The 18,879-nt window shown below is 65.7% G+C and carries 18 protein-coding genes; 7 read left to right on the forward strand and 11 right to left on the reverse strand.

Annotated features, from left to right (window positions below):
- Positions 1–83: 83 nt before the first annotated feature.
- Complete coding sequence (locus J3489_RS02135) at positions 84–623, forward strand: carboxymuconolactone decarboxylase family protein (RefSeq protein ID WP_206995684.1); 540 nt, start codon at positions 84–86, stop codon at positions 621–623.
- Between the two features lie 145 nt (positions 624–768).
- The gene (locus J3489_RS02140; protein WP_206995686.1) at positions 769–1,248 is read left to right on the forward strand and encodes a DUF417 family protein; all 480 of its coding nucleotides are present in this window, start codon (positions 769–771) and stop codon (positions 1,246–1,248) included.
- 33 nt (positions 1,249–1,281) lie between these two features.
- Here the strand turns inward: J3489_RS02140 and J3489_RS02145 are convergent, their stop codons facing one another.
- Complete coding sequence (locus tag J3489_RS02145; protein ID WP_206995688.1) at positions 1,282–2,214, reverse strand: LysR family transcriptional regulator; 933 nt, start codon at positions 2,212–2,214, stop codon at positions 1,282–1,284.
- Positions 2,215–2,315: 101 nt separating this feature from the next.
- Complete coding sequence (locus tag J3489_RS02150; protein WP_206995690.1) at positions 2,316–3,233, reverse strand: LysR family transcriptional regulator; 918 nt, start codon at positions 3,231–3,233, stop codon at positions 2,316–2,318.
- Positions 3,234–3,407: 174 nt separating this feature from the next.
- Here J3489_RS02150 and benA point away from each other — a divergent pair, with 174 nt between their 5' ends.
- From benA to J3489_RS02170, 4 genes are read left to right on the forward strand one after another with little or no spacing between them, the layout of a single operon-like run.
- Positions 3,408–4,775 (forward strand): benzoate 1,2-dioxygenase large subunit, encoded by a 1,368-nt coding sequence (gene benA, locus J3489_RS02155; protein WP_206995692.1) that lies wholly within the window; start codon positions 3,408–3,410, stop codon positions 4,773–4,775.
- The gene (gene benB, locus J3489_RS02160) at positions 4,772–5,263 is read left to right on the forward strand and encodes a benzoate 1,2-dioxygenase small subunit (RefSeq protein WP_206995694.1); all 492 of its coding nucleotides are present in this window, start codon (positions 4,772–4,774) and stop codon (positions 5,261–5,263) included. Before benA ends, benB begins: the two co-directional genes overlap by 4 nt.
- Positions 5,264–5,288: 25 nt before the next feature.
- Positions 5,289–6,308: a benzoate 1,2-dioxygenase electron transfer component BenC gene (gene benC, locus J3489_RS02165; protein WP_206995696.1), complete on the forward strand. Its 1,020-nt coding sequence runs from the start codon at positions 5,289–5,291 to the stop codon at positions 6,306–6,308.
- A 5-nt stretch (positions 6,309–6,313) separates the two neighbouring features.
- A complete protein-coding gene (locus J3489_RS02170) occupies positions 6,314–7,099 on the forward strand; it encodes a 1,6-dihydroxycyclohexa-2,4-diene-1-carboxylate dehydrogenase (protein WP_206995698.1) in 786 nt (261 codons plus the stop codon).
- Between the two features lie 79 nt (positions 7,100–7,178).
- Here the strand turns inward: J3489_RS02170 and J3489_RS02175 are convergent, their stop codons facing one another.
- The 9 genes from J3489_RS02175 to J3489_RS02215 all read right to left on the reverse strand — a co-directional run bounded on the left by J3489_RS02175 (position 7,179) and on the right by J3489_RS02215 (position 17,737).
- Positions 7,179–7,814, reverse strand: a complete 636-nt coding sequence (locus tag J3489_RS02175) for a malonic semialdehyde reductase (RefSeq protein WP_206995700.1) — start codon at positions 7,812–7,814, stop codon at positions 7,179–7,181.
- A gap of 72 nt (positions 7,815–7,886) precedes the next feature.
- Positions 7,887–8,039, reverse strand: coding sequence for a zinc-binding dehydrogenase (locus J3489_RS02180; RefSeq protein WP_206995701.1), 153 nt, complete (start codon positions 8,037–8,039; stop codon positions 7,887–7,889).
- 83 nt (positions 8,040–8,122) lie between these two features.
- Positions 8,123–8,935 carry an FRG domain-containing protein gene (locus J3489_RS02185; RefSeq protein ID WP_206995702.1) on the reverse strand — a complete coding sequence of 271 codons (813 nt, stop codon included), beginning with the start codon at positions 8,933–8,935 and terminating at the stop codon, positions 8,123–8,125.
- 162 nt (positions 8,936–9,097) lie between these two features.
- On the reverse strand, positions 9,098–10,486 hold the full coding sequence (locus tag J3489_RS02190) for an MFS transporter (RefSeq protein WP_206995704.1): 1,389 nt from the start codon (positions 10,484–10,486) through the stop codon (positions 9,098–9,100).
- On the reverse strand, positions 10,470–12,326 hold the full coding sequence (gene phnN / locus J3489_RS02195) for a phosphonate metabolism protein/1,5-bisphosphokinase (PRPP-forming) PhnN (protein WP_206995706.1): 1,857 nt from the start codon (positions 12,324–12,326) through the stop codon (positions 10,470–10,472). The genes J3489_RS02190 and phnN overlap by 17 nt, the downstream gene beginning before the upstream one ends.
- Positions 12,327–12,331: 5 nt before the next feature.
- Positions 12,332–13,168 carry a carboxylating nicotinate-nucleotide diphosphorylase gene (nadC, locus tag J3489_RS02200; RefSeq protein ID WP_206995708.1) on the reverse strand — a complete coding sequence of 279 codons (837 nt, stop codon included), beginning with the start codon at positions 13,166–13,168 and terminating at the stop codon, positions 12,332–12,334.
- A gap of 318 nt (positions 13,169–13,486) precedes the next feature.
- Positions 13,487–15,925, reverse strand: a complete 2,439-nt coding sequence (locus tag J3489_RS02205; RefSeq protein ID WP_206995709.1) for a cytochrome c — start codon at positions 15,923–15,925, stop codon at positions 13,487–13,489.
- A complete protein-coding gene (locus J3489_RS02210) occupies positions 15,915–16,418 on the reverse strand; it encodes a (2Fe-2S)-binding protein (protein WP_206995711.1) in 504 nt (167 codons plus the stop codon). The genes J3489_RS02205 and J3489_RS02210 overlap by 11 nt, the downstream gene beginning before the upstream one ends.
- Before the next feature lie 143 nt (positions 16,419–16,561).
- Positions 16,562–17,737: an FAD-dependent monooxygenase gene (locus tag J3489_RS02215; RefSeq protein WP_206995713.1), complete on the reverse strand. Its 1,176-nt coding sequence runs from the start codon at positions 17,735–17,737 to the stop codon at positions 16,562–16,564.
- A 267-nt stretch (positions 17,738–18,004) separates the two neighbouring features.
- Between J3489_RS02215 and J3489_RS02220 the strand changes: the two genes are divergently transcribed.
- Positions 18,005–18,850, forward strand: a complete 846-nt coding sequence (locus tag J3489_RS02220; protein WP_206995715.1) for an alpha/beta fold hydrolase — start codon at positions 18,005–18,007, stop codon at positions 18,848–18,850.
- Positions 18,851–18,879: the final 29 nt, after the last annotated feature.

Raw genomic sequence — 18,879 nt, forward strand, 5'->3', positions numbered from 1 at the left:
CAATTGAGCGTATTAGGGCTTATACGGATCATCCTATCCCCCTACAGTAGAGGCTCCTAACCACCTGACGAAGGAGTCAGACCATGAGCCGCATCACCGTTCCCAACATCGCATCCGCCACCGGCGCCACTGCCGAAGTCTACGCGCAAGTCAAGCAAGCCACCGGCGGCAGCGTCCCGAATCTGTTCGCCGCGCTGGGCGCACTGGCGCCCGAAACGCTCAAGGCCTATTTGAATGCCGAAGGCGTGCTCGCTGCGGGTACCCTGAGCAAGCAGGACGTCGAGACGATCAAGCTGCTGGCCAGCGAATTGACCGGCTGCGACTACTGCGTGGCCGCCCATACGATGCTGGGCAAGATGACGGGCCTGTCGCCGGAAACGCTCAAGCAGATTCGTAACGGCCAGCCGACCGGCATCGCGAAGCGCGACGCGCTCGTGAGTTTCGTGCAGACCCTGCAGCGAACGAGCGGCACGCTCAGCGCGGACGCTTTCGAGGCGATCAAGGCGGCTGGCTACACGGACGCGCAACTGGTGGAGATCACGTTGGCCTACGCGCTGACGATCTTCACGAACACCTTCAACCGCATCAACGACACCGACGTGGACTTCCCGCCGGTCAAGTGACGCGCAATGGAGCGGGCGCTCCTGATCCGGTGCCCGCGCCGTTGACAACAAACGATCGGCACGCATGCCGATCCCATGAACCGGATGTGCGGCGTACCGCTTGGACACATCCATCGCTGGATCAATTGATCGAGGACGACACATCATGAAAACGTACTTCCGCGTCGCGGAGACGAATAGCGGCTCCTATGGACACCTGGCTTTGTTGAGGTGGACCATGACGGCCATCTTCATTTGGTTCGGAATCCAGAAGTTCACGCCCTATGCGGCCGATGCCATCGCGCCGTTGATCCAGCACAGCCCGTTCATGAGCTGGCTGGACATCTTCGGCGTGCGGGGCGAGGCCCGCGTAGTGGGGTCGATCGAGCTGCTGACCGCCGCGGCGCTGATCGTCGGCTCGGTGATTCCCGCGGTGTCGGCGCTCGGAGCGGCAATGGCCAGCGTCACCTTCGTCCTGACTACGTCATTCGTTTTCAGCACGCCGGGCATCACGCAGTTCAGCCCGACTGGCTTTCCGATCATCTCGACGTTGGTCGAGCAGTTTCTGATAAAGGACGTCGTGCTTCTTGCCGCGTGCCTGACGTTGCTGAGCGCGTCGTTGTCGCGGCGTGCTACGGCAATATAAGGCGTCTATCGCCGCCATCACCCATGTGGCCTGTCACGCCTGCCGCGCCGCCCGCTCCGGCTGCGCGGTTTCCATTGCATCGTAAAACGCGACGGCGTGATCGACGAACGCCCTGACCTTGGCCGGCAGCAGCGTGCGCGTGCTATAGGCCAGACGAATCTCGATCGCGCTGCCGACGATTTCGAAACCTTCCAATAGTTGAACGAGCCGGCCGGAATCGAGCTCGGCCTGCACGAGCGCTGTCGCTATCGCGCCGATACCGAAGCCTTCGAGCACCATCTGCCGGTTGAATATCGGGCTGTTCGACGCGACTTCGTATTTGAGCGGAATCGTCAGATCTTCGCCGTCGACCTTGAACGTCAAGGCCGGCTTGCGCAGCGACGGCGGCGTGGTGACGAATACATGGTCCTGCAGTTCCGACGGATGCTTGGGCGCAGGATGGGTTTCCAAGTACTGCGCCGAGGCGGCAATCACGACCGGCATGCGTTCGAGCACCCGCGTGACGGCCGTGTCGGTGCTCAGCATGAAGGGCAGCACGATGCCGAGGTCGTAGCCGTCCGCGACCAGGTCGACGGGGCGCTCGGTCAGCGTCACGTCGAGGTCCACTTTGGGATGCTTGCGCTTGAACGACGCAATGAGCGGCACGAGCCGGTTGAGCGTCGCCGTCGTGTGCGCGACGAGCCGCAGCACGCCGCTCGGCTCCTGGGTCTGCGTCGACGCCGACGCTTCCAGTGCCTCGAGGTCGTCGAGCACCCGGCAGCATCCGTCATAAAAGCGTTCCGCCGCTTCGGTGAGCGATATCTGCCGCGTGGTGCGATGAAAGAGCCGGCTGCCGAGCCGCCGCTCGAGCGCGGCGATCGCGCGCGACACCACCGGGGTCGTAAGGCCGAGGATATCCGCGGCACGCGTAAAGCTCTTCGCTTCGACAACCGTACGGAAGATTCGAAGACTTTCGATATATTCCATGTGGCACCTTTAGCGAGACAGACTGCCAGTATTGAATGACGAAACGATCCGCGCAAGCCGCCGCCCGAATAAGCGCGAGCGAGCGGCGGCCTGCAAAAGCATCAAATTTCAGGCGGCGGCATAAACGCCATGCGCTCCTCGACATAGAGCGCGTAGATCAAGTCGAGCATCGTGCGGATGTCCTCCGATTCGTCGAGCATACGCATGCTCATGATGATCGGTGAAACGAGGTTCGGGTCGTCGAGCTCCTTGTAGCTCACGTCGTCGCGCTTCAAGCCGTGCACGCTGCTCGGGACGATCGAGATCCCCTCGCCTGCCGCCACGAGACCCAGCGCAATCTGCAGCTCGCGCGTTTCGTAGATGCGGTGCGGCTTCAGCGAGCGATCGTGAAAGGCGGCCAGCACCTGGTCGGCGTAGCTCGGGCGCGGCGCTTTCGGAAAGATGATCAACGTCTCGCCGATCAGGTCGTGCAGCGACAGCACCGGTTTCGCCGACTCCAGCGCATGCCCGATGGGCAGCGCCACGATCATGCGCTCCTCGCGCAGCACGACACGCCGGATGCTCGGGTCTTCATGGCGAATCCGGCCAAAGCCGACGTCGATGCGGCCTTCCTTCAAAGCCTTGATCTGCTCCATCGTCGTCATCTCTTGCAAGCTCAGTTCGACCGCGCTGTTTTCGGCGCGAAAGCGCCGGATGATCTTGGGCAGCATCCCATAGAGCGTCGAGCCGACAAAGCCGATCGACAGGCTGCGCTCGATCTTGCCGACGCGCTTGGTCATCGATTCGAGTTCGGCCGTCTGAGCGAGGAGCTGCACGGCGTGCGAGTAGAAAAAGCGGCCGGTATCGGTGAGCTTGAGAGGACGCGAGTCGCGTTCGAACAACTGGACGCCGAGGATCTCCTCGAGCTGCTGAATCTGCCGGGACAGCGGCGGTTGCGCGATATGCAGCCGCTGCGCGGCGCGCGTGAAATTGCGCTCCTCGGCCACGGCAACGAAGTAACGCAGATGGCGCAGCTCCATGACCATACCTTTTAGATATCGAATAGATACTAAATCAGTGTTGGACGCGCCAAATAGCCGCCAACTATGCTTCGACTACGGTAGACGCCGACGGAAATTATACCTTCCGAGCATTACGTGCATTAAGCGGCACCGCAAAAACGATTCAGCTTTGCATGGGACAGGAGACACCGCATGATCCCGATTTACCCGAACCGTACCCCCCGGCCGACCTCGATCGACGACTTCCTCGTCGAAGACGAAGCGCGCGGCGACTACCGCCTGCATCGCAGCGCATTCACCGACGAAGCGCTGTTCGAACTCGAAATGCAGCACATCTTCGAGGGCAACTGGATCTACCTCGCGCACGAAAGCCAGATCCCCAACAACAACGATTACTACACGACCCACATCGGCCGGCAACCGATCTTCATCGCGCGCAACCGCCAGGGCGATCTCAACGCGTTCATCAACGCGTGCACGCATCGCGGCGCGATGCTGTGCCGCTACAAGCGCGGCAACAAGGCGACCTATACGTGCCCGTTTCACGGCTGGACCTTCAACAACAGCGGCAAGCTGCTCAAGGTCAAGGACCCGGCGGAGGCCGGCTACCCCGAGTGCTTCAACAAAGAAGGTTCGCACGATCTGAAGAAAGTCGCGCGCTTCGCGAACTATCGCGGCTTCCTGTTCGGCAGCCTGAATGCGGACGTGCCGCCGCTCGAAACGTTTCTCGGCGAGGCGGCGCACATCATCGACATGATCGTCGACCAGTCGGAAGACGGGCTCGAAGTGCTGCGCGGCTCGTCGACCTATACGTATGAAGGCAACTGGAAGCTGACCGCCGAAAACGGCGCGGACGGCTATCACGTCTCGGCCGTGCACTGGAACTACGCGGCGACGACCAACCATCGCAAGCAGGAAAACGCGCGCGAGGACCCGATCCGGGCGATGGACGCCGGCAGCTGGGGCCGCCAAGGCGGCGGCTTCTACGCGTTCGAGCACGGACACATGCTGCTGTGGTCGCGCTGGGCGAACCCCGAGGACCGTCCCAATTTCAGCCGGCGCGATGAATTCGCCGCGCGCTGCGGCCCGGAAAAAGCCGACTGGATGATCCAGAACTCGCGCAACCTGTGCCTCTATCCGAACGTGTACCTGATGGACCAGTTCGGCTCGCAGATCCGCGTGCTGCGTCCGCTCGCGGTCAACAAGACCGAGGTGACGATCTACTGCATCGCGCCGAAGGGCGAATCGGACGAAGCGCGTGCGCGCCGCATCCGCCAATACGAAGACTTCTTCAACGTGAGCGGGATGGCCACGCCCGACGATCTCGAGGAATTCCGCGCGTGCCAGCAAGGCTACGCGGGCCGCGCGCTCGAATGGAACGACATGTGCCGGGGCGCGACGCACTGGGTCCGCGGCCCCGACGACGCGGCCAGGAAAATCGGCCTGAACCCCGTGATGAGCGGCGTGAAGACCGAAGACGAAGGCCTGTACACGGTCCAGCACCGCTACTGGATCGAAGCGATGAAGAAGGCGCTTGCGGCCGAAGGGAGCCACGCATGAAGACCACGACGCTCGCCGATATCCAGGCGTTCCTCTACCGCGAAAGCCGCTTGCTCGACGACGAGCAATGGGACGAATGGCTCACCTGCTATCACCCCGACGCCGTGTTCTGGATGCCCTCGTGGGACGATGAAGACAAGCTGATCACGAACCCGCAGCGCGAGATCTCGCTGATCTACTACCCGAACCGCCAGGGGCTCGAAGACCGCGTCTTCCGTATCAAGACCGAGCGCTCGAGCGCCACGATGCCGGACACGCGCACGAGCCACAACATCGCCAATGTCGAATTGGAAAGCGAAGAGAGCAGCGTCTTAACGGTGCGCTTCAACTGGCACACGCTGAGCCATCGCTACAAGACGAACTACAGCTACTTCGGCATGTCGCGTTACGTGATCGACTTTTCCGGCGACGAGCCGCAGATCCTGAACAAGTACGTCGTGCTGAAGAACGACTACATCAATCAGGTCATCGACATCTACCACATCTGAGCGGATGCGGGCGAGGAGCAGTCTCATGGAACACAGCATCGCACTTCAATTCGAAGACGGGGTCACCCGCTTCATCTCCTGCCGCGAGAACGAAACGCTCGCGGATGCCGCATACCGTCATCAGATCAACATTCCGCTCGACTGCCGCGATGGGGCGTGCGGGACGTGCCGCAACTTCTGCGAATCGGGCCGCTACGATCTTCCCGCGTCGAGCTATATCGAAGATGCGCTCACGGCCGACGAAGCTGCGCAAGGCCATGTTCTCGCTTGTCAGACGCGGCCCCGTTCGGATTGCGTGATCCGCGTGCCCGCTTCGTCCGCCGCGTGCAAGACCGGCGTGTCGCGGCACGGCGGCACGCTTGCGTCGGTCGAGCAGTTGACCGGGTCGACGATCCACTTCTCGATCGACGTCGACGATCCGGGCAAGCTCGGCTTTTTGCCCGGCCAGTACGTCAATGTCGAGATACCGGGCAGCGAACTCAAGCGTTCGTATTCGTTCAGCTCCCCGCCCGGCGCCTCGCGCGTGTCCTTCGTCGTGCGCAACGTGCCGAACGGGCGCATGAGCCGATACTTGTCGGAGCACGCGAAGCCGGGCGAGCGAATCGCCTTCGCGGGGCCGTACGGCAGCTTCTATCTGCGTGAACCCGCAAGACCCATTCTGTTTCTCGCCGGCGGCACCGGCATCGCGCCGTTCTTGTCGATGCTGGACGTCCTCTCCGACACTGCAGGGACGCAGCCGGTCAGGATGGTCTACGGCGTCACGAACGATATCGATCTCGTCGCCGTCGGGCAGCTCGACGAAGCGCGACGCAAGCTCGCGCAATTCGAGTACCGCACGTGCGTGGCGGACGCTGCAAGCGCACATCCGCGCAAGGGCTACGTCACGGGACACGTCGAGCCGGAGTGGCTCAACGGCGGCGACGTCGATATCTACCTGTGCGGCCCGGTTGCCATGGTCGAAGCGGTGCAGGGCTGGCTGCGCGATACGGGCGTGACACCCGCCAACTTCTACTACGAGAAATTCTCGGCAAGCAACGCCGCCTGACGACCATGAGAACCAGCCATCGCTTTCAAGACAAAGTCGTCGTCGTGACGGGTGCGGCGCAAGGCATCGGACGCGGCGTCGCGCTCGCGGCCGCGGCGGAAGGTGCGCTCGTCGTCCTATGCGACCGCTCCGAGTGGGTGCGCGACGTCGCCGATGAAATCTCGATCACGGGTGCGCGATGCCTCGCAGTCGTCGCCGACCTCGAGACCTATGCGGGCGCGTGCGAAATGACGCGTGCCGCGCTCGATGCGTTCGGCCGCATCGACGTCCTGATCAACAACGTCGGCGGCACGATCTGGACGAGGCCGTACCAGGCGTACGAGGAAGCGCAAATCGAAGCCGAAGTGCGGCGCTCGCTCTTTCCGACGCTCTGGTGCTGCCGCGCGGTGCTGCCGGCGATGATCGAGCACCAACGCGGCGCGATCGTCAACGTATCGTCGATTGCGACACGCAGCCTATACCGCGTACCGTATGCGGCAGCCAAAGGCGGGGTCAACGCCATGACGGCGAGTCTCGCCTTCGAGCACGCGCAGGACGGCATTCGTGTGAACGCCGTCGCGACCGGCGGCACCGAAGCGCCGCCGCGCCGGGTGCCGCGCAAAACCGGTGAGCAGAGCGAGCAGGAAGCGATCTGGTATCAAGGCATCGTCGATCAAACCATCGCATCGAGCCTGATGCATCGCTACGGAACGATCGACGAACAAGTCGGCGCGATTCTGTTTCTCGCTTCGGATGAGGCCTCTTACATCACGGGCACCGTGCTGCCGGTCGGCGGCGGCGATCAGGGCTAAGGCCGCGCCGCGCCGCCTCGGAACCGGTCTTGGTTCGACGGCGCGCGGCGCTCTCTTTCGGTGCGGCCGATATGTCAGCTTACAAAAGCGTGCAGGCCTGCTCGAATTCGAGGCGTGGCGCCCGCGCAAAGAGCGCTGACTTGTCCCCGTACCCGAGATTGCAGAGGAAGTTCGATTTGATGTGGCCTTCGGGAAAGAACTCTTCGTCGCAGTCCTGCTCGCTTTTTCCTGCGCTGAAGAATTCCTCGTCGACCTTGGCGTTGTCGAACCCCGACATCGGTCCGCAATCGAGTCCCAACGCGCGCGCCGCCAGAATCAGGTAGGCGCCTTGCAGCGACGAGTTGCGTTTTGCCGTCACGTCGACCAGCTCCGGCGCACTCGCGAAGTAGTCGCGCATGCCCGGGTTGTGCGGGAACAGTACCGGTAGCTTCTCGTAGAAATTCAGGTCGTAAGCGACGATAGCCGTCACCGGGGCGCTCATCGTCTTCTCCACATTGCCGGGTGAAAGCGCCGGCAAGAGCCGCTCCTTCGCGGCCTTGGTGCGCAAAAACAGGATCCGCGCGGGATTGCAGTTGGCGCTGGTGGGAGCCCATTTCAACAGGTCATAAAGCCGTCGCAAAGTTTCGTCCGAGACCGGCTCGTTCAACCAAGCGTTGTAGGTACGCGCTTCACGAAACAGGAGATCGAGCCCGGCATCATTTACGGTGTCTTTCATAAATCCTCCTTAAGCACAGGGCCGCGGCTGCCCCTTGCGAGGGGCTCGAGCACGCGGCAACGAACGAGCCTTTCACGCCAGCACGACGATATTCCCGGCCGCGCTGTCGTCTTCCATGCGACGGTGCGCTTCGACGATGTCATTCAGATGGAAGACTCTCCCAACTTTAATGCGCAGTTCGCCCTTTTCAAGCTGATTCAAAAGCTCGGCACAGGGCGTCGTCATGAAATCGCTCGACTCGCCGCCGCTCTGTCGAACCCAATGTCGCGGCGACCGGTGCACACCCCTGAACCGCGTCCGATAGTTGCCTACTCAGTCCGCCCGCTCCGAATGAGAGATGAGGACGCCAAGCCGGACCAGACTATTTCGAGTTCGACCGCAATGGAGCGCGCGAGGCCGTCGAGGCCCGGAAACAGCGACGCGTTCGTAATGTTCATGCGGTAGAGCCACTTCATCGCATCGACGCGCATGGGCGCCGGCAGCACGATCTTGTGCAGCAATTCTTCGTGGCTTTCGTAGCCATCGAGAATGGCCTGCAGCGACTTGTCGATGACCCCCGGCAAGACGAACGTGCCCGACTGCGCCACGAGGCGGTCATCCATTTCCGCGGGTTCGCCGAACCACAAAATCTCGTTCGTGTTCGCGAAGAAGTACTTGTCGAAATTGTCGTGCACACGCGGGTCGATGACGTCGCGCGTGAGCCCGGGATTCGCCTTCGGCAACGCACGGCTGTTCCACAGCGCGGGCGTGTTCAGCGCAAAGACAGCGGCATCGTTGGTCGCGCGTTCGAGTGCGAAAAATGCGGCAACAAAGGGACTTTTCGTGAAATCGAGCAGCCGCGTGGGTGCGCCGTGATGCTGCATCAGCGCAAGACAGCGCAGGTCGTCGTTCAGCAGTTCGGGATGCGCGAGGAAGTTGTGCGCCTTGCGCCGGAAAATGCGGATGGCACGCTCTTCGCGCGAGCGCCATTCACTCCTGTCCAGAACGTAGTCGCGCATGTAGCGTGACAGCGAGCTTTCGAGACGCCACGTCGCGTTCTGCTGACCGCGAAACGCCCAGCCGTCGAGCGTCGTTGTCAGCTCCATGAACTGCTGCCAGTCGGAAAGTACTGTGGTCTGCATCCTTGTTTCCGCTTGTTTCCACTTGTTTCTCTGTGCGGCGATCGCATCGAGTGCCGGCACTACGCTCGGCAATGCTGCATCGCAGCCGCTAAATATAGGTCCGCTCGCAGCGGAAAAGCAAGGTGCGTTTCGCGTGCCCGGTGTCTTTCAGCTCCTGCGCTCCTAAAGCCGCGCAGGGTTGGCTTCGCGCCCACCTTCCGGCAACCTTTCGCCGATCGCGGCCGCCAGTGTCTCAACGGAAGGCGAAGGCACAGACGAAGACTCGAGCGGCGTCGCTGGTTCGTCCGCCACGCGCGCCTGCAATGGCCGCTCGGGGTGCACGAAAATCCACAGCAGCGCGCCGCACGCCGCCGCCGCGCCGATTACGATCAGGCCGCTTTCCCAGCTGTGCGTGAGCTTGACGACGAACGCCACCGTGACCGGTCCTGCGACATTCGAGAGCGCGCCCCACACGTTCGTCCACCCGGACATGACGCCGGTGAACTCGCGACCGAGATCCTGCGTGGCGGACCATACGACGACCTGCACGAAACCCACGGCCGCGAACGAAAGACACAACAGGCCGACGACGGCCGGAATCGCCGCCGCGCGCGAGGCGGCGATCAACGCGAGCGCGCTCACGATGAAACCCACCATGGCCACCGGCGTGCGCGCCCAGTAGATCGAACCCGTTTTCTTCAGCAGGCGGTCGCAGAGATAGCCGGCGGCGAACACCGCGAGAAACACGGCGATCCACGGCAGCGACGCATACATGCCCATCGCCTTGAGCGAAAGCCCGCGGGCGCGCATCAGGTAAGTCGGCAGCCACGTCGTGTAGAAGCTTTGGATCAGCACCAGCAGGAAGTATTGCAGCCCAAACACCCAGAAGCGCGGCTGCCGGAAGCAGCGCACGAACGCGCCTTTGGCGGGCGGATTCTCAGGCGGCTGGCCCGCCGCGATGTAATCGGCTTCGGCCTTCGTGATCAGCGGATGCGCGGCCGGCGTATCGCGGTAGCCGAGCCACCAGATCGAGCCGAGCAGCAGGCCCAGCACGCCGAAGCCGTAGAACACCGCGTGCCAGCCGAACTGGACGATGGTCCACGCCGTGAGCGGCGCGGAGACGATCGGCCCGAGATACAGCCCCGCGAGCAGCATCGAGTTGCCTTTCGCGCGCTCGCTGCGCGGAAACCAGCGCTTGACCGCGACGATGCCGCTCGACCAGTCCGCCGACTGCGCGCCGCCCAGCACGAGCCGGCAGCCGAAGAGCCACGCGAACGTCGTGCCAAACGGCGTGACGATCATCATCAGCGACCAGAGCGCGCTCGTGGTGAAAAGCACCTTGCGCGAGCCGATGCGCTCGGCCATGCGTCCCGCCGGCACCTGCCCGATCGCGTACGTCCAGAAGTAGACGGTCAGGATCATCGACATCTCGACGATCGAGAGTCCGAGTTCTTTCTGGATTGTCGGCGCGGCCACGGTCATTGCGGCGCGGTCGAGCGTCATCGCGAAGGTCACCGGCGCGACGAGGCACGCGGCGATCTTCCAGCGTAGGTTGCTAACGTTGTGCAACATGGATGGACTCCTCGGCACGCGCTCCGGCGCGCCTCGCATGTGAAATCGCCGCGATCGCAATCGCGCACTGGTCGTTCGCCGCCCGTACCGCCGCCGCGAGCGCCGCCGTATCGGCCGCGTGGATGCGGATGATGGCTTCCCCCGCGTGAACGCGCTGACCGACCCCGCAGAGCAGATCGACGCCCGCGCCCTTGCAGGCCGGCGCGCCGGCCTCCCGCGCGATGGTGCCGACGGCCCACCCGTCGATTTGCGCGACCGTGCCGGACTCGCCGGCCACGATCGTGTGCGTGAGCGGCGACGGCTCGACGAGCGCCCGGCGGCCCTGCGCATCGACGATGCGATCGAAGGCGCGGCGCGCCGCGCCGCTCGCGAGCAGGCGCGCGGCCTCTTCGCGACCGCGCTGGGCCGAGTCGACGCCCGGCGCCCACGAGAGAATGTGCCCCGCGTAGCGCAGCGCCTTGTCGCGAAGATCGGCCGGTGCGTCCGCCGCGTTGTCGAGCACGGCGAGCACGTCGCGCAGTTCCAGCGCCGGGCCGATGCCGCGGCCGACGGGCGCGCTGCCGTCCGACGCGAACGCCTTGACGGTCATGCCGAGCTCGCTGCCGATCAGCTCGAAGAGGCGCGCCAGTTCGAGTGCCTGCGTGACGTCGTGCAGCTTCGTCTTCGGCCCGTAGGGCAGATCGACCACCACGTGCGTCGCGCCCGCCGAAAACTTCTTCGACATGATCGATGCGACCGACCAGCGGCGCGTGTCGAGCTGCAGCGGCCGCACCATCGCGTTTGTCACGTCGTCGACGGTCGAGTGATTGAGGCGGCCGTTCCAGACGATGCAAGCGCCCGCCTCGAGAACGGCCGCGCGCATTTCGTCAGCGTCGAGATCGACCCGCGCGATCGCTTCCATCGCGTCGGCCGTCCCCGATGCCGAGGTGATCGCGCGCGACGACGTCTTCGGCATCAGCAGGCCGAACGCCGCGACGATCGGCGCGACGAGCAGCGTGATGCGGCTGCCCGGCACGCCGCCTAGCGAGTGCTTGTCGACGACGATCGGCCGGCCCCAGTCGATGCGCGGCATCCGCCGGGCGCGCACGCGCGCAAGCGCCGCCACCTCCGTGTCATCGAGTTCGCCGATGAGCGCGCGCAAGATGTCCGCCGCTTCGGCTTCGATGAAACGGCCGCCTGCGATGCCCTCCATGAGCCTCGCGTAAGCGGCTTCGTCGAGCGTCGCGCCGCCGAGCTTCGCCAGATAGTCGTCCCATCCTGCGCTTGCTTGCGCACCCAGGCGCTCGCGGATGAGGGCTTCGATCACGCCCGCGAAGCGCTGCACGCCGACGGCGGCGCTGCGATCGTTCATCACCTTGATCGTCCGCACGCCGTCGGGCGAGGCCGCAACCGTGCGCGCGAGACGCGCCGCGATTGCGGCTTCGGTTTCGCGGCCGCGCGCGGCGATTCGCCTCGCCAGCACGTCGGCCGGCGCCGTGACCTCGATCACGACGAGGCGCGGCACCTGGGCTGCAAGCGCGGCAATGACCGCGCGCGAACCGTTCGCGATCACGTGCCGGCCGGCTTCGACGTTCGCCAGCAACTCGCGCGGCAGCCCATACCGAAGCTCATGCGCGTCCCATGTGATGAGAAAGCGCTGCGCGCGCTCGAGCGCGGCGAATGCTGCCTCGTCCACGCCGACATGCTGCTCGCCCGGCGATCCGCTCGGACGCGTGATGGTACGCGTCGCGAACACGACGTCGGCTCGCCCGGCGAATGCCTCGCGCGCGCCGTCGATGAGCGTGTCCTTGCCGGCCCCGCTCGGGCCGACCACGAAAAAGAAAACGCCGCAGGGGGCCATGGCGCTTACTCGGCTTCGTCGAGGCCGATATCGACCGCCGGCGCCGACTGCATGATCTTGCTCGTCGAAATGTAATCGACCCCGGTCTCCGCGATCGGCCGAATCGTTTCGAGGCGGATGCCGCCCGACGCCTCGACCTTCGCACGGCCACCCACCATCTCGACGGCGTGACGCATGTCCGCGAGCGCCATGTTGTCGAGCATGATCACGTCGACATCGGTTTCGAGCGCCTCGGCGACCTGGTCGAGACGGTCGCACTCGACCTCGATTTTCGTGAGGACCGGCAGCACCTTGCGCGCACGCGCGACAGCGGCCTTGATGCTCCCGCAGACGGCGATGTGGTTGTCCTTGATCATCACGCCGTTGTCGAGCCCGAGACGGTGATTGAGCCCGCCGCCGCACGCGACCGCGTGCTTTTCCAGCATGCGCAGGCCGGGAGTCGTCTTACGGCTGTCGAGCAGACGCGCCTTCGTGCCTTCGATCGCCTTCACGTAGCGCGCGGTTTCGTTGGCAATTCCGGACATCCGCTGGACGATGTTGAGCGCCGTGCGCTCGGCCGTCAGCAGACTGCGCGCGTTGCCGCTCACCGACAACAGGATCGCGCCTTTCTCCGCGCGCTCGCCGTCGTTCAGATGCTTCGCGACCCGAACCGACGGGTCATAGCGCTCGAACACGCGCACGGCCACATCGATACCGGCCACGATGACGGGTTCGCGCGCGTTCATGACAAAGGCGGCTTTCGCGTCGGCGTCGATCATCGTTTGCGCGGTGAGATCGCAATAGCCGATGTCTTCGGTGAGCCAGAGGTCGATCAAACGATCTACTGCAAAGCGGTCGTACATCTCAGTCCCCAAGGTGTGAAGAGAAAACTGCGGACGTCCAGCACGCCTGCGTGATGCGCCCGGTGCTGATTCAAGTCAACGATTCATAGCGTACACACTCAAAAAACGCACAACAAGGAGAATTTCGGATTTTCGGGGCGGGGAAAACCCGATGCGCAAATCCGCACTACAGTGCGCTTTTATCTTGAGCTTTTAGATGAAATGTACGATGCACGGCATGGTCCGGCCAAGAGACTATGTAGCGCATGCACTTATGTTGACGATCGAAAACGGCGGCTGGAGCGCGGCGCGCCAGGCGCTTCATGTCCGCGCGTGCGTTCAGTGCGCGTCGCCGCGCACGCGCGCGGACGCCGCTTCGAGGTCGCGCCAGGCGGGCTGGCCCGGCGCGTAGCGCACGCGAATGTAGCGGGCCAGCTCGGCGACCTGCTGGTCGTCGAAGACCTCGCGAAAGCCCGGCATATAGCCAAGCCCTTCCGTCGCGGGCTGATCGATGCCGTGCAGCAGCACGCGCAACAGGTTGTCCGGGCTCGCCTGGCTCACGCTCGTGTTGAGCCCCATGAGCGGGCGCACGCCGAAATGGCCCACGCCGCCCGACTCTGCGTGGCACACCGCGCACGCCGCTTCGAACATGCGCTGACCGCTCTGGAGCCCGAGCGCCGTCACGGCGCCGGCGTCCGCGCCGGCCGCGTGCTGCGCAGCCGCCTGTGCGACGACGGCATCGTCGATACGCGGCGACAGCGAAGCGATGTAGTGCGCGATCGCGTGCACATCCGACTCGGGCAGTGCCGCAAGCCCCGCGACGACGGGCGCCATCGGCCCCGCCGCAACGCCGTGCTCGCGTGAGAAGCCGGTGCGCAGATACTCGAACAGCGCGCCCTCGGTCCAGGGCACCGGCGCTGACGGCGACGCATGCGACGCGGTCAGCGAAGGCGCAACCCAACCCTCGGCGCTGCCGCCCGTGAGATACGCGAGGCCGCCCTTCTCGGCGCCGAGCACGTTGCGCGGCGTGTGACATGCGCCGCAGTGCCCCACGCCGTCGACGAGATATTTACCGCGATTCCAGAGCGCCGAACGCTGCGAATCGGCCTGGAAGGCGCGGCCGTCGTGGAACAGCCAGTTCCAGCCGGCGACAAGCCGGCGCTGGTTCAGCGGGAACGGCAGGTTCGTCTGCGGCGGCGCGTGCTTCACGGCCGGCTGCGACACGAGCCACGCGTAGAGCGACATCATGTCGGGCTCGCTCATGCGCGCAAACGCCGTGTACGGAAACGCGGGGTAGAGATGCCGCCCGTCGCGCGAGATGCCTTCGCGCATCGCGCGCGCGAACGCTTCATAGGACCACGTGCCGATGCCCGTCTCGGGATCGGGCGTGAGGTTGGTCGACCAGACCGTGCCGAACGGCGTAGCGAGCGCGAGGCCGCCTGCGTTGGTCTGACCGCCCGGCGCCGTGTGGCAGACGGCGCAATCGCCGGCGAGGGCAATCCGGCGTCCGCGCTCGAGCATGGCGGCGCTCCAGACCGGCGCGCCGCCGCCTGCCGCCGTCACGGGCGCAATCGGTGCGGGGCCCGGCAGGACAGCGCACGCGAGGCCGATCAACCCGCCCGCCGCGCCGCCGATGCCGCCGCCTGCCAGCCAGCGTCGCCAGCGCGACGCGCGACGCGCCATGGCGGGCGCGTCGCGCACGACGGCCGGGCCCGCATCGGCGAGCGCCCGGCGAATGTGCTCGGGGTCGAACGGCGGCGCACGAAACCGCACGCCGGTTGCATCGTAGAGCGCGTTCGCGACGGCGGCCGCGGCAGGCGCCGCCGCCTCGTCGATACGCCTCGCGTCCTGCACCGAAAGTTCGCGATGCCCCGCCGAGGACGCAGCGTCGGCCGGGATCAGCTCGTGGGCGACGACGGCCCGCGCGGCGGGGTCGAGCCCGGTTTCGTCGTGAGCGGGACGCGCGAGGCGCTGCACACCCGTCGCGCGTGCGATGGCCGCCTCGATTTGCCAGGCGGGCAGCCCCGCCAGCGCGCCGGGGTCGCCCGCGCCGTGGCCGGCCACCACGCGCCGCACGGCGATGTCGCCTGTCGTGCGATTCACGTCGAGATCGACCACCCACGCCGACCAGCTCGCACTCGACTCGGCCGCCTGCATGGCCGGGGCGTCGCGCAGCGAGACTTCCGTGCACGCGCAATCGCGCGCCGGCTCGCCCGATGCTTCGCCGGCCTCGCCCTCGGCGGCTCGTCCGTCGAACGCGAAGCCGCGCCCGCGCAGCCACGGCGACGCCGACTGCGCCTCGCGCGCCGGCTCCGCACCCCACGCCGCGCGCTCGCTCACCATCCTGATGATCTCGCGCGCACCGGCATCGCGTGACGCATCGAGATGCTGAAGACGCAGCGCAACGGGATCGCGCCGCGTGCCGCGCGCCAGTTCGTCGATGAACGACTCGCGCGCGAACGCATGCGCCTCGCCCGGAATCGCGCGCGCCGGATCGTCCACGAACACGTACGCCTGCGCATGGCGGTAAAGCAGCGGCGCGGGCATCGCCCCGGCGTCGCCTGCGGCTTCGTGCGCTGCCGTATTCGCTTCGACGGATGCGCCTTCGACGTGCGCCCGATAGCGCCACGCCGCCATCGTGCCGTCCGGCGCAAGACGCGCTTCGACGGCGAGCCGCGCACCGGCATCGACGCCCTCTGCGGGCCACGCGTACTCGGCGCGGGTCTCGGCTTGCGTACGCAGCGGCTCGTCCGCAGGCATCGCCGGCTTATTGCGCATCTTCCTGCTGCAAATACCGCGCGGCACGCCGCACGGCACGCACGATCTCGAGATGCGTGCCGCAGCGGCACAGGTTGAAGCGCAGCGCGTCGCGAATCGCGTCCTCGTCGGGCGACGGGTTGCGGCTGAGCAGCGCCGCCGCGCTCATGATCATGCCGTTCAGGCAGTAGCCGCACTGCGCGGCCTGTTCGTCGATGAACGCGCGCTGCACCGGATGCGGCGCAGCGAGCGTGCCGAGGCCTTCGAGCGTCGTCACCTCGCGTCCCTGCGCCGCCGCGGCCGGCACGACACATGAGCGCGTCGCCTGGCCGCCCACGAGCACCGTGCATGCGCCGCATTGACCGAGCCCGCAGCCGTATTTGGGGCCGTTCAGCTCGAAGTCGTTGCGCAGAATGTAGAGGAGCGGCGTGTCGGGCGCGGCGTCCTCGACGCAGCGCGTCTCGCCATTCACGCTGAGCGTGAGCGGGGAGGCCTGGGAACGGGTATGCAACATGGGCTGACTCGAGAAAGTGATACGCGCCAGCAGCGCCCTGGTGTTCGGCGTGCTCTCGCTGCGGCCGGCTTCTTTCGCGCGGCGCCGCCGCATCGAGCCGCGCCGCGCAGGCCGGTTATACCTCGCCGAAATTCCGCTTGCTGTCAGCCTTCGGCGGACGCCGGCTCGTTCGCCCGCGCAGCCGGCGCGGCGGGCGAAACGAGCGGCACGCTGAACACGTCGTAGGCGAAGACCCACGCCGGATCCTCGTTCGTCCGCAGCCAGGTGTTGTCGTGCGAGACACGCTGCACCTTCGACGCACGCGCCGCGCGGTTGGCCTCATAGAGCGCGAACGCACCCGTGTAATCGGCGAGACCTGTTTCGTCGAGGCAGCGCGTGAGCATCGCCGCATCCTCGATCGCCATGGCCGCGCCCTGCGCCATGTGAGGCTTCATCGGATGGCATGCGTCGCCGAGCAGGACGAGCCGGCCGCGGCTCCACAACGGCAGCGGGTCGCGTTCGAGCAGCGGCCATTTGGTGATCGACGGCGACACGTCGATCAAGTTCTGCACATCCGGATGGAAGCCGGCGAACGCCTCGCGCATCTCTTCGCGGCCGCTGTCGACCATCGAGACGCCCTCCGGCCACTCCGCCTGCGGCACGCCCGTCACGTAGTAATACTCGTCACGCTTTTCGGTGACGTAGTAGACCATCATGTGCCGGTCATGCGACCACCACTTCACGCACATGTCGTAGGGACGGTTGCCGAGCAGCGACGCCGGAAACACCGCGCGATGCGCCACATAACCCGTATAGCGCGGCGGCTCGGCGCCGAGCAGATGCTCGCGAATCTTCGAGTTCACGCCATCCGCGCCGATCACGATGTCGGCCGCTTCGACGCTGCCGTCCGCGAACGTGAGGCGCACGTCGTCGCCCGTGTCCTCCACCGACTGCAGGCACTTGCCGAACGCGATCGTGCCGGACGCGACGGCCTGGGTCATGAGCGCGTGGAAATCGCCGCGATGCACGGTCAGATAGCTCGCGCCATACGTTTTCACCGCGTAGTCGCCGAGCGGAATCTGCGAGATCGCCTCGGCGCTCCGCCAGTCGCGGCTGGTCCAGTAGTCGGGATGCGAGCCCATCGCGCCGAGCGCCTCTTCGCAGCCGATGCGACGCATGATCTTCATGACGTTCGGGCCGAGATGGATGCCCGCGCCGAGGCGCGAAAACACCGGTGCCTGCTCGAAGAGGCGGACGTCATGGCCACGGCGCTGCAACAGGGCGGCGGCGGCCACCCCACCAAGACCGGCGCCGATGACGGCGATACGGGGTTTGCTCATGGGTTCTCCTGGGTCGAGCGCCCATCCGGCGGGAAGCGCCGGCGGGCCGGTTAAGTGCGATCCATATGTAGCGTACACATCATAAAATAAATCAGCAAGAACATTGTTCGATACTCCTATCAGTGGTTTCCATAGGCAAATTCAGGTAAAAGGCGCGGACGACGATCATGACGATTTGTTTTCTGGTTGTCTATTTTAAATGTACACGCTAGACTTTTCCCAGATTCGCCGAACCGGCCCTCGCCACTCAACGGAGCCCGACCGATCATGTCCAGCACCTTCCTCTACGGCGCGAACGTCGCCGCCAACGGCATCCGCCAGCACTATCTGCGCTATGGCGGCCACGGCGGCGCGCGCGGCGCGCGTTCGGCGATCCTCCTGATTCCCGGCATCACGAGCCCGGCGATCACCTGGGGCTTCGTCGGCGAGGTCTTCGGCCGGCAGTTCGATACCTACGTCGTCGATGTGCGCGGCCGCGGCCTGTCCGAAGCGTCGGCGACGCTCGACTACAGCCTCGATGCGCAGGCCGCCGATGCTGCCGCACTCGCCGCCGCGCTAGGCCTCGCGCGCTTTGCGTTCGTCGGCCACTCGATGGGGGCGCGCATCGCCGCGCGCGCCGCGCGGCTCACGCCACGCGGGCTGGAAGCGGTGGTGCTGGTCGATCCACCCGTCTCGGGGCCCGGCCGCCGCCCTTATCCGGGCAAGCTGCCGTGGTACGTCGACTCGATGGCGCTCGCCCGCGCCGGCACGGACGCCGCAGGCATGCGCGCGTTCTGCCCGACGTGGACCGACGACGAGCTGCACCTGCGCGCGGAGTGGCTGCACACCTGCGACGAGCGCGCCGTTCTCGCCTCATATGAAGGCTTCCGCACCGACGATTTCCACGCCGACGCCGCGCGTCTCGCCGTGCCGTCACGCCTGATCACGGCCGAGCGCGGCGACGTGGTCCGCGACGAAGACGTCGCCGAACTGCAGCGCGCGACGCCTTCGATGCAGCACGTGCGCGTGCCCGACGCCGGCCACATGATTCCGTGGGACAACGCCGCCGGCTTCTACGAAGCGTTCGGCACGTTCCTCGGCGCGCCGCTCGCCGCCGCTGCCGTCGCGGCTTGACGCGTTTGGCGCACGCCCTCGCCACGTTT

Origin of the sequence: Trinickia mobilis (assembly GCF_017315705.1) — a bacterium.
Classification (GTDB): Bacteria; Pseudomonadota; Gammaproteobacteria; order Burkholderiales; family Burkholderiaceae; genus Trinickia_A; species Trinickia_A mobilis.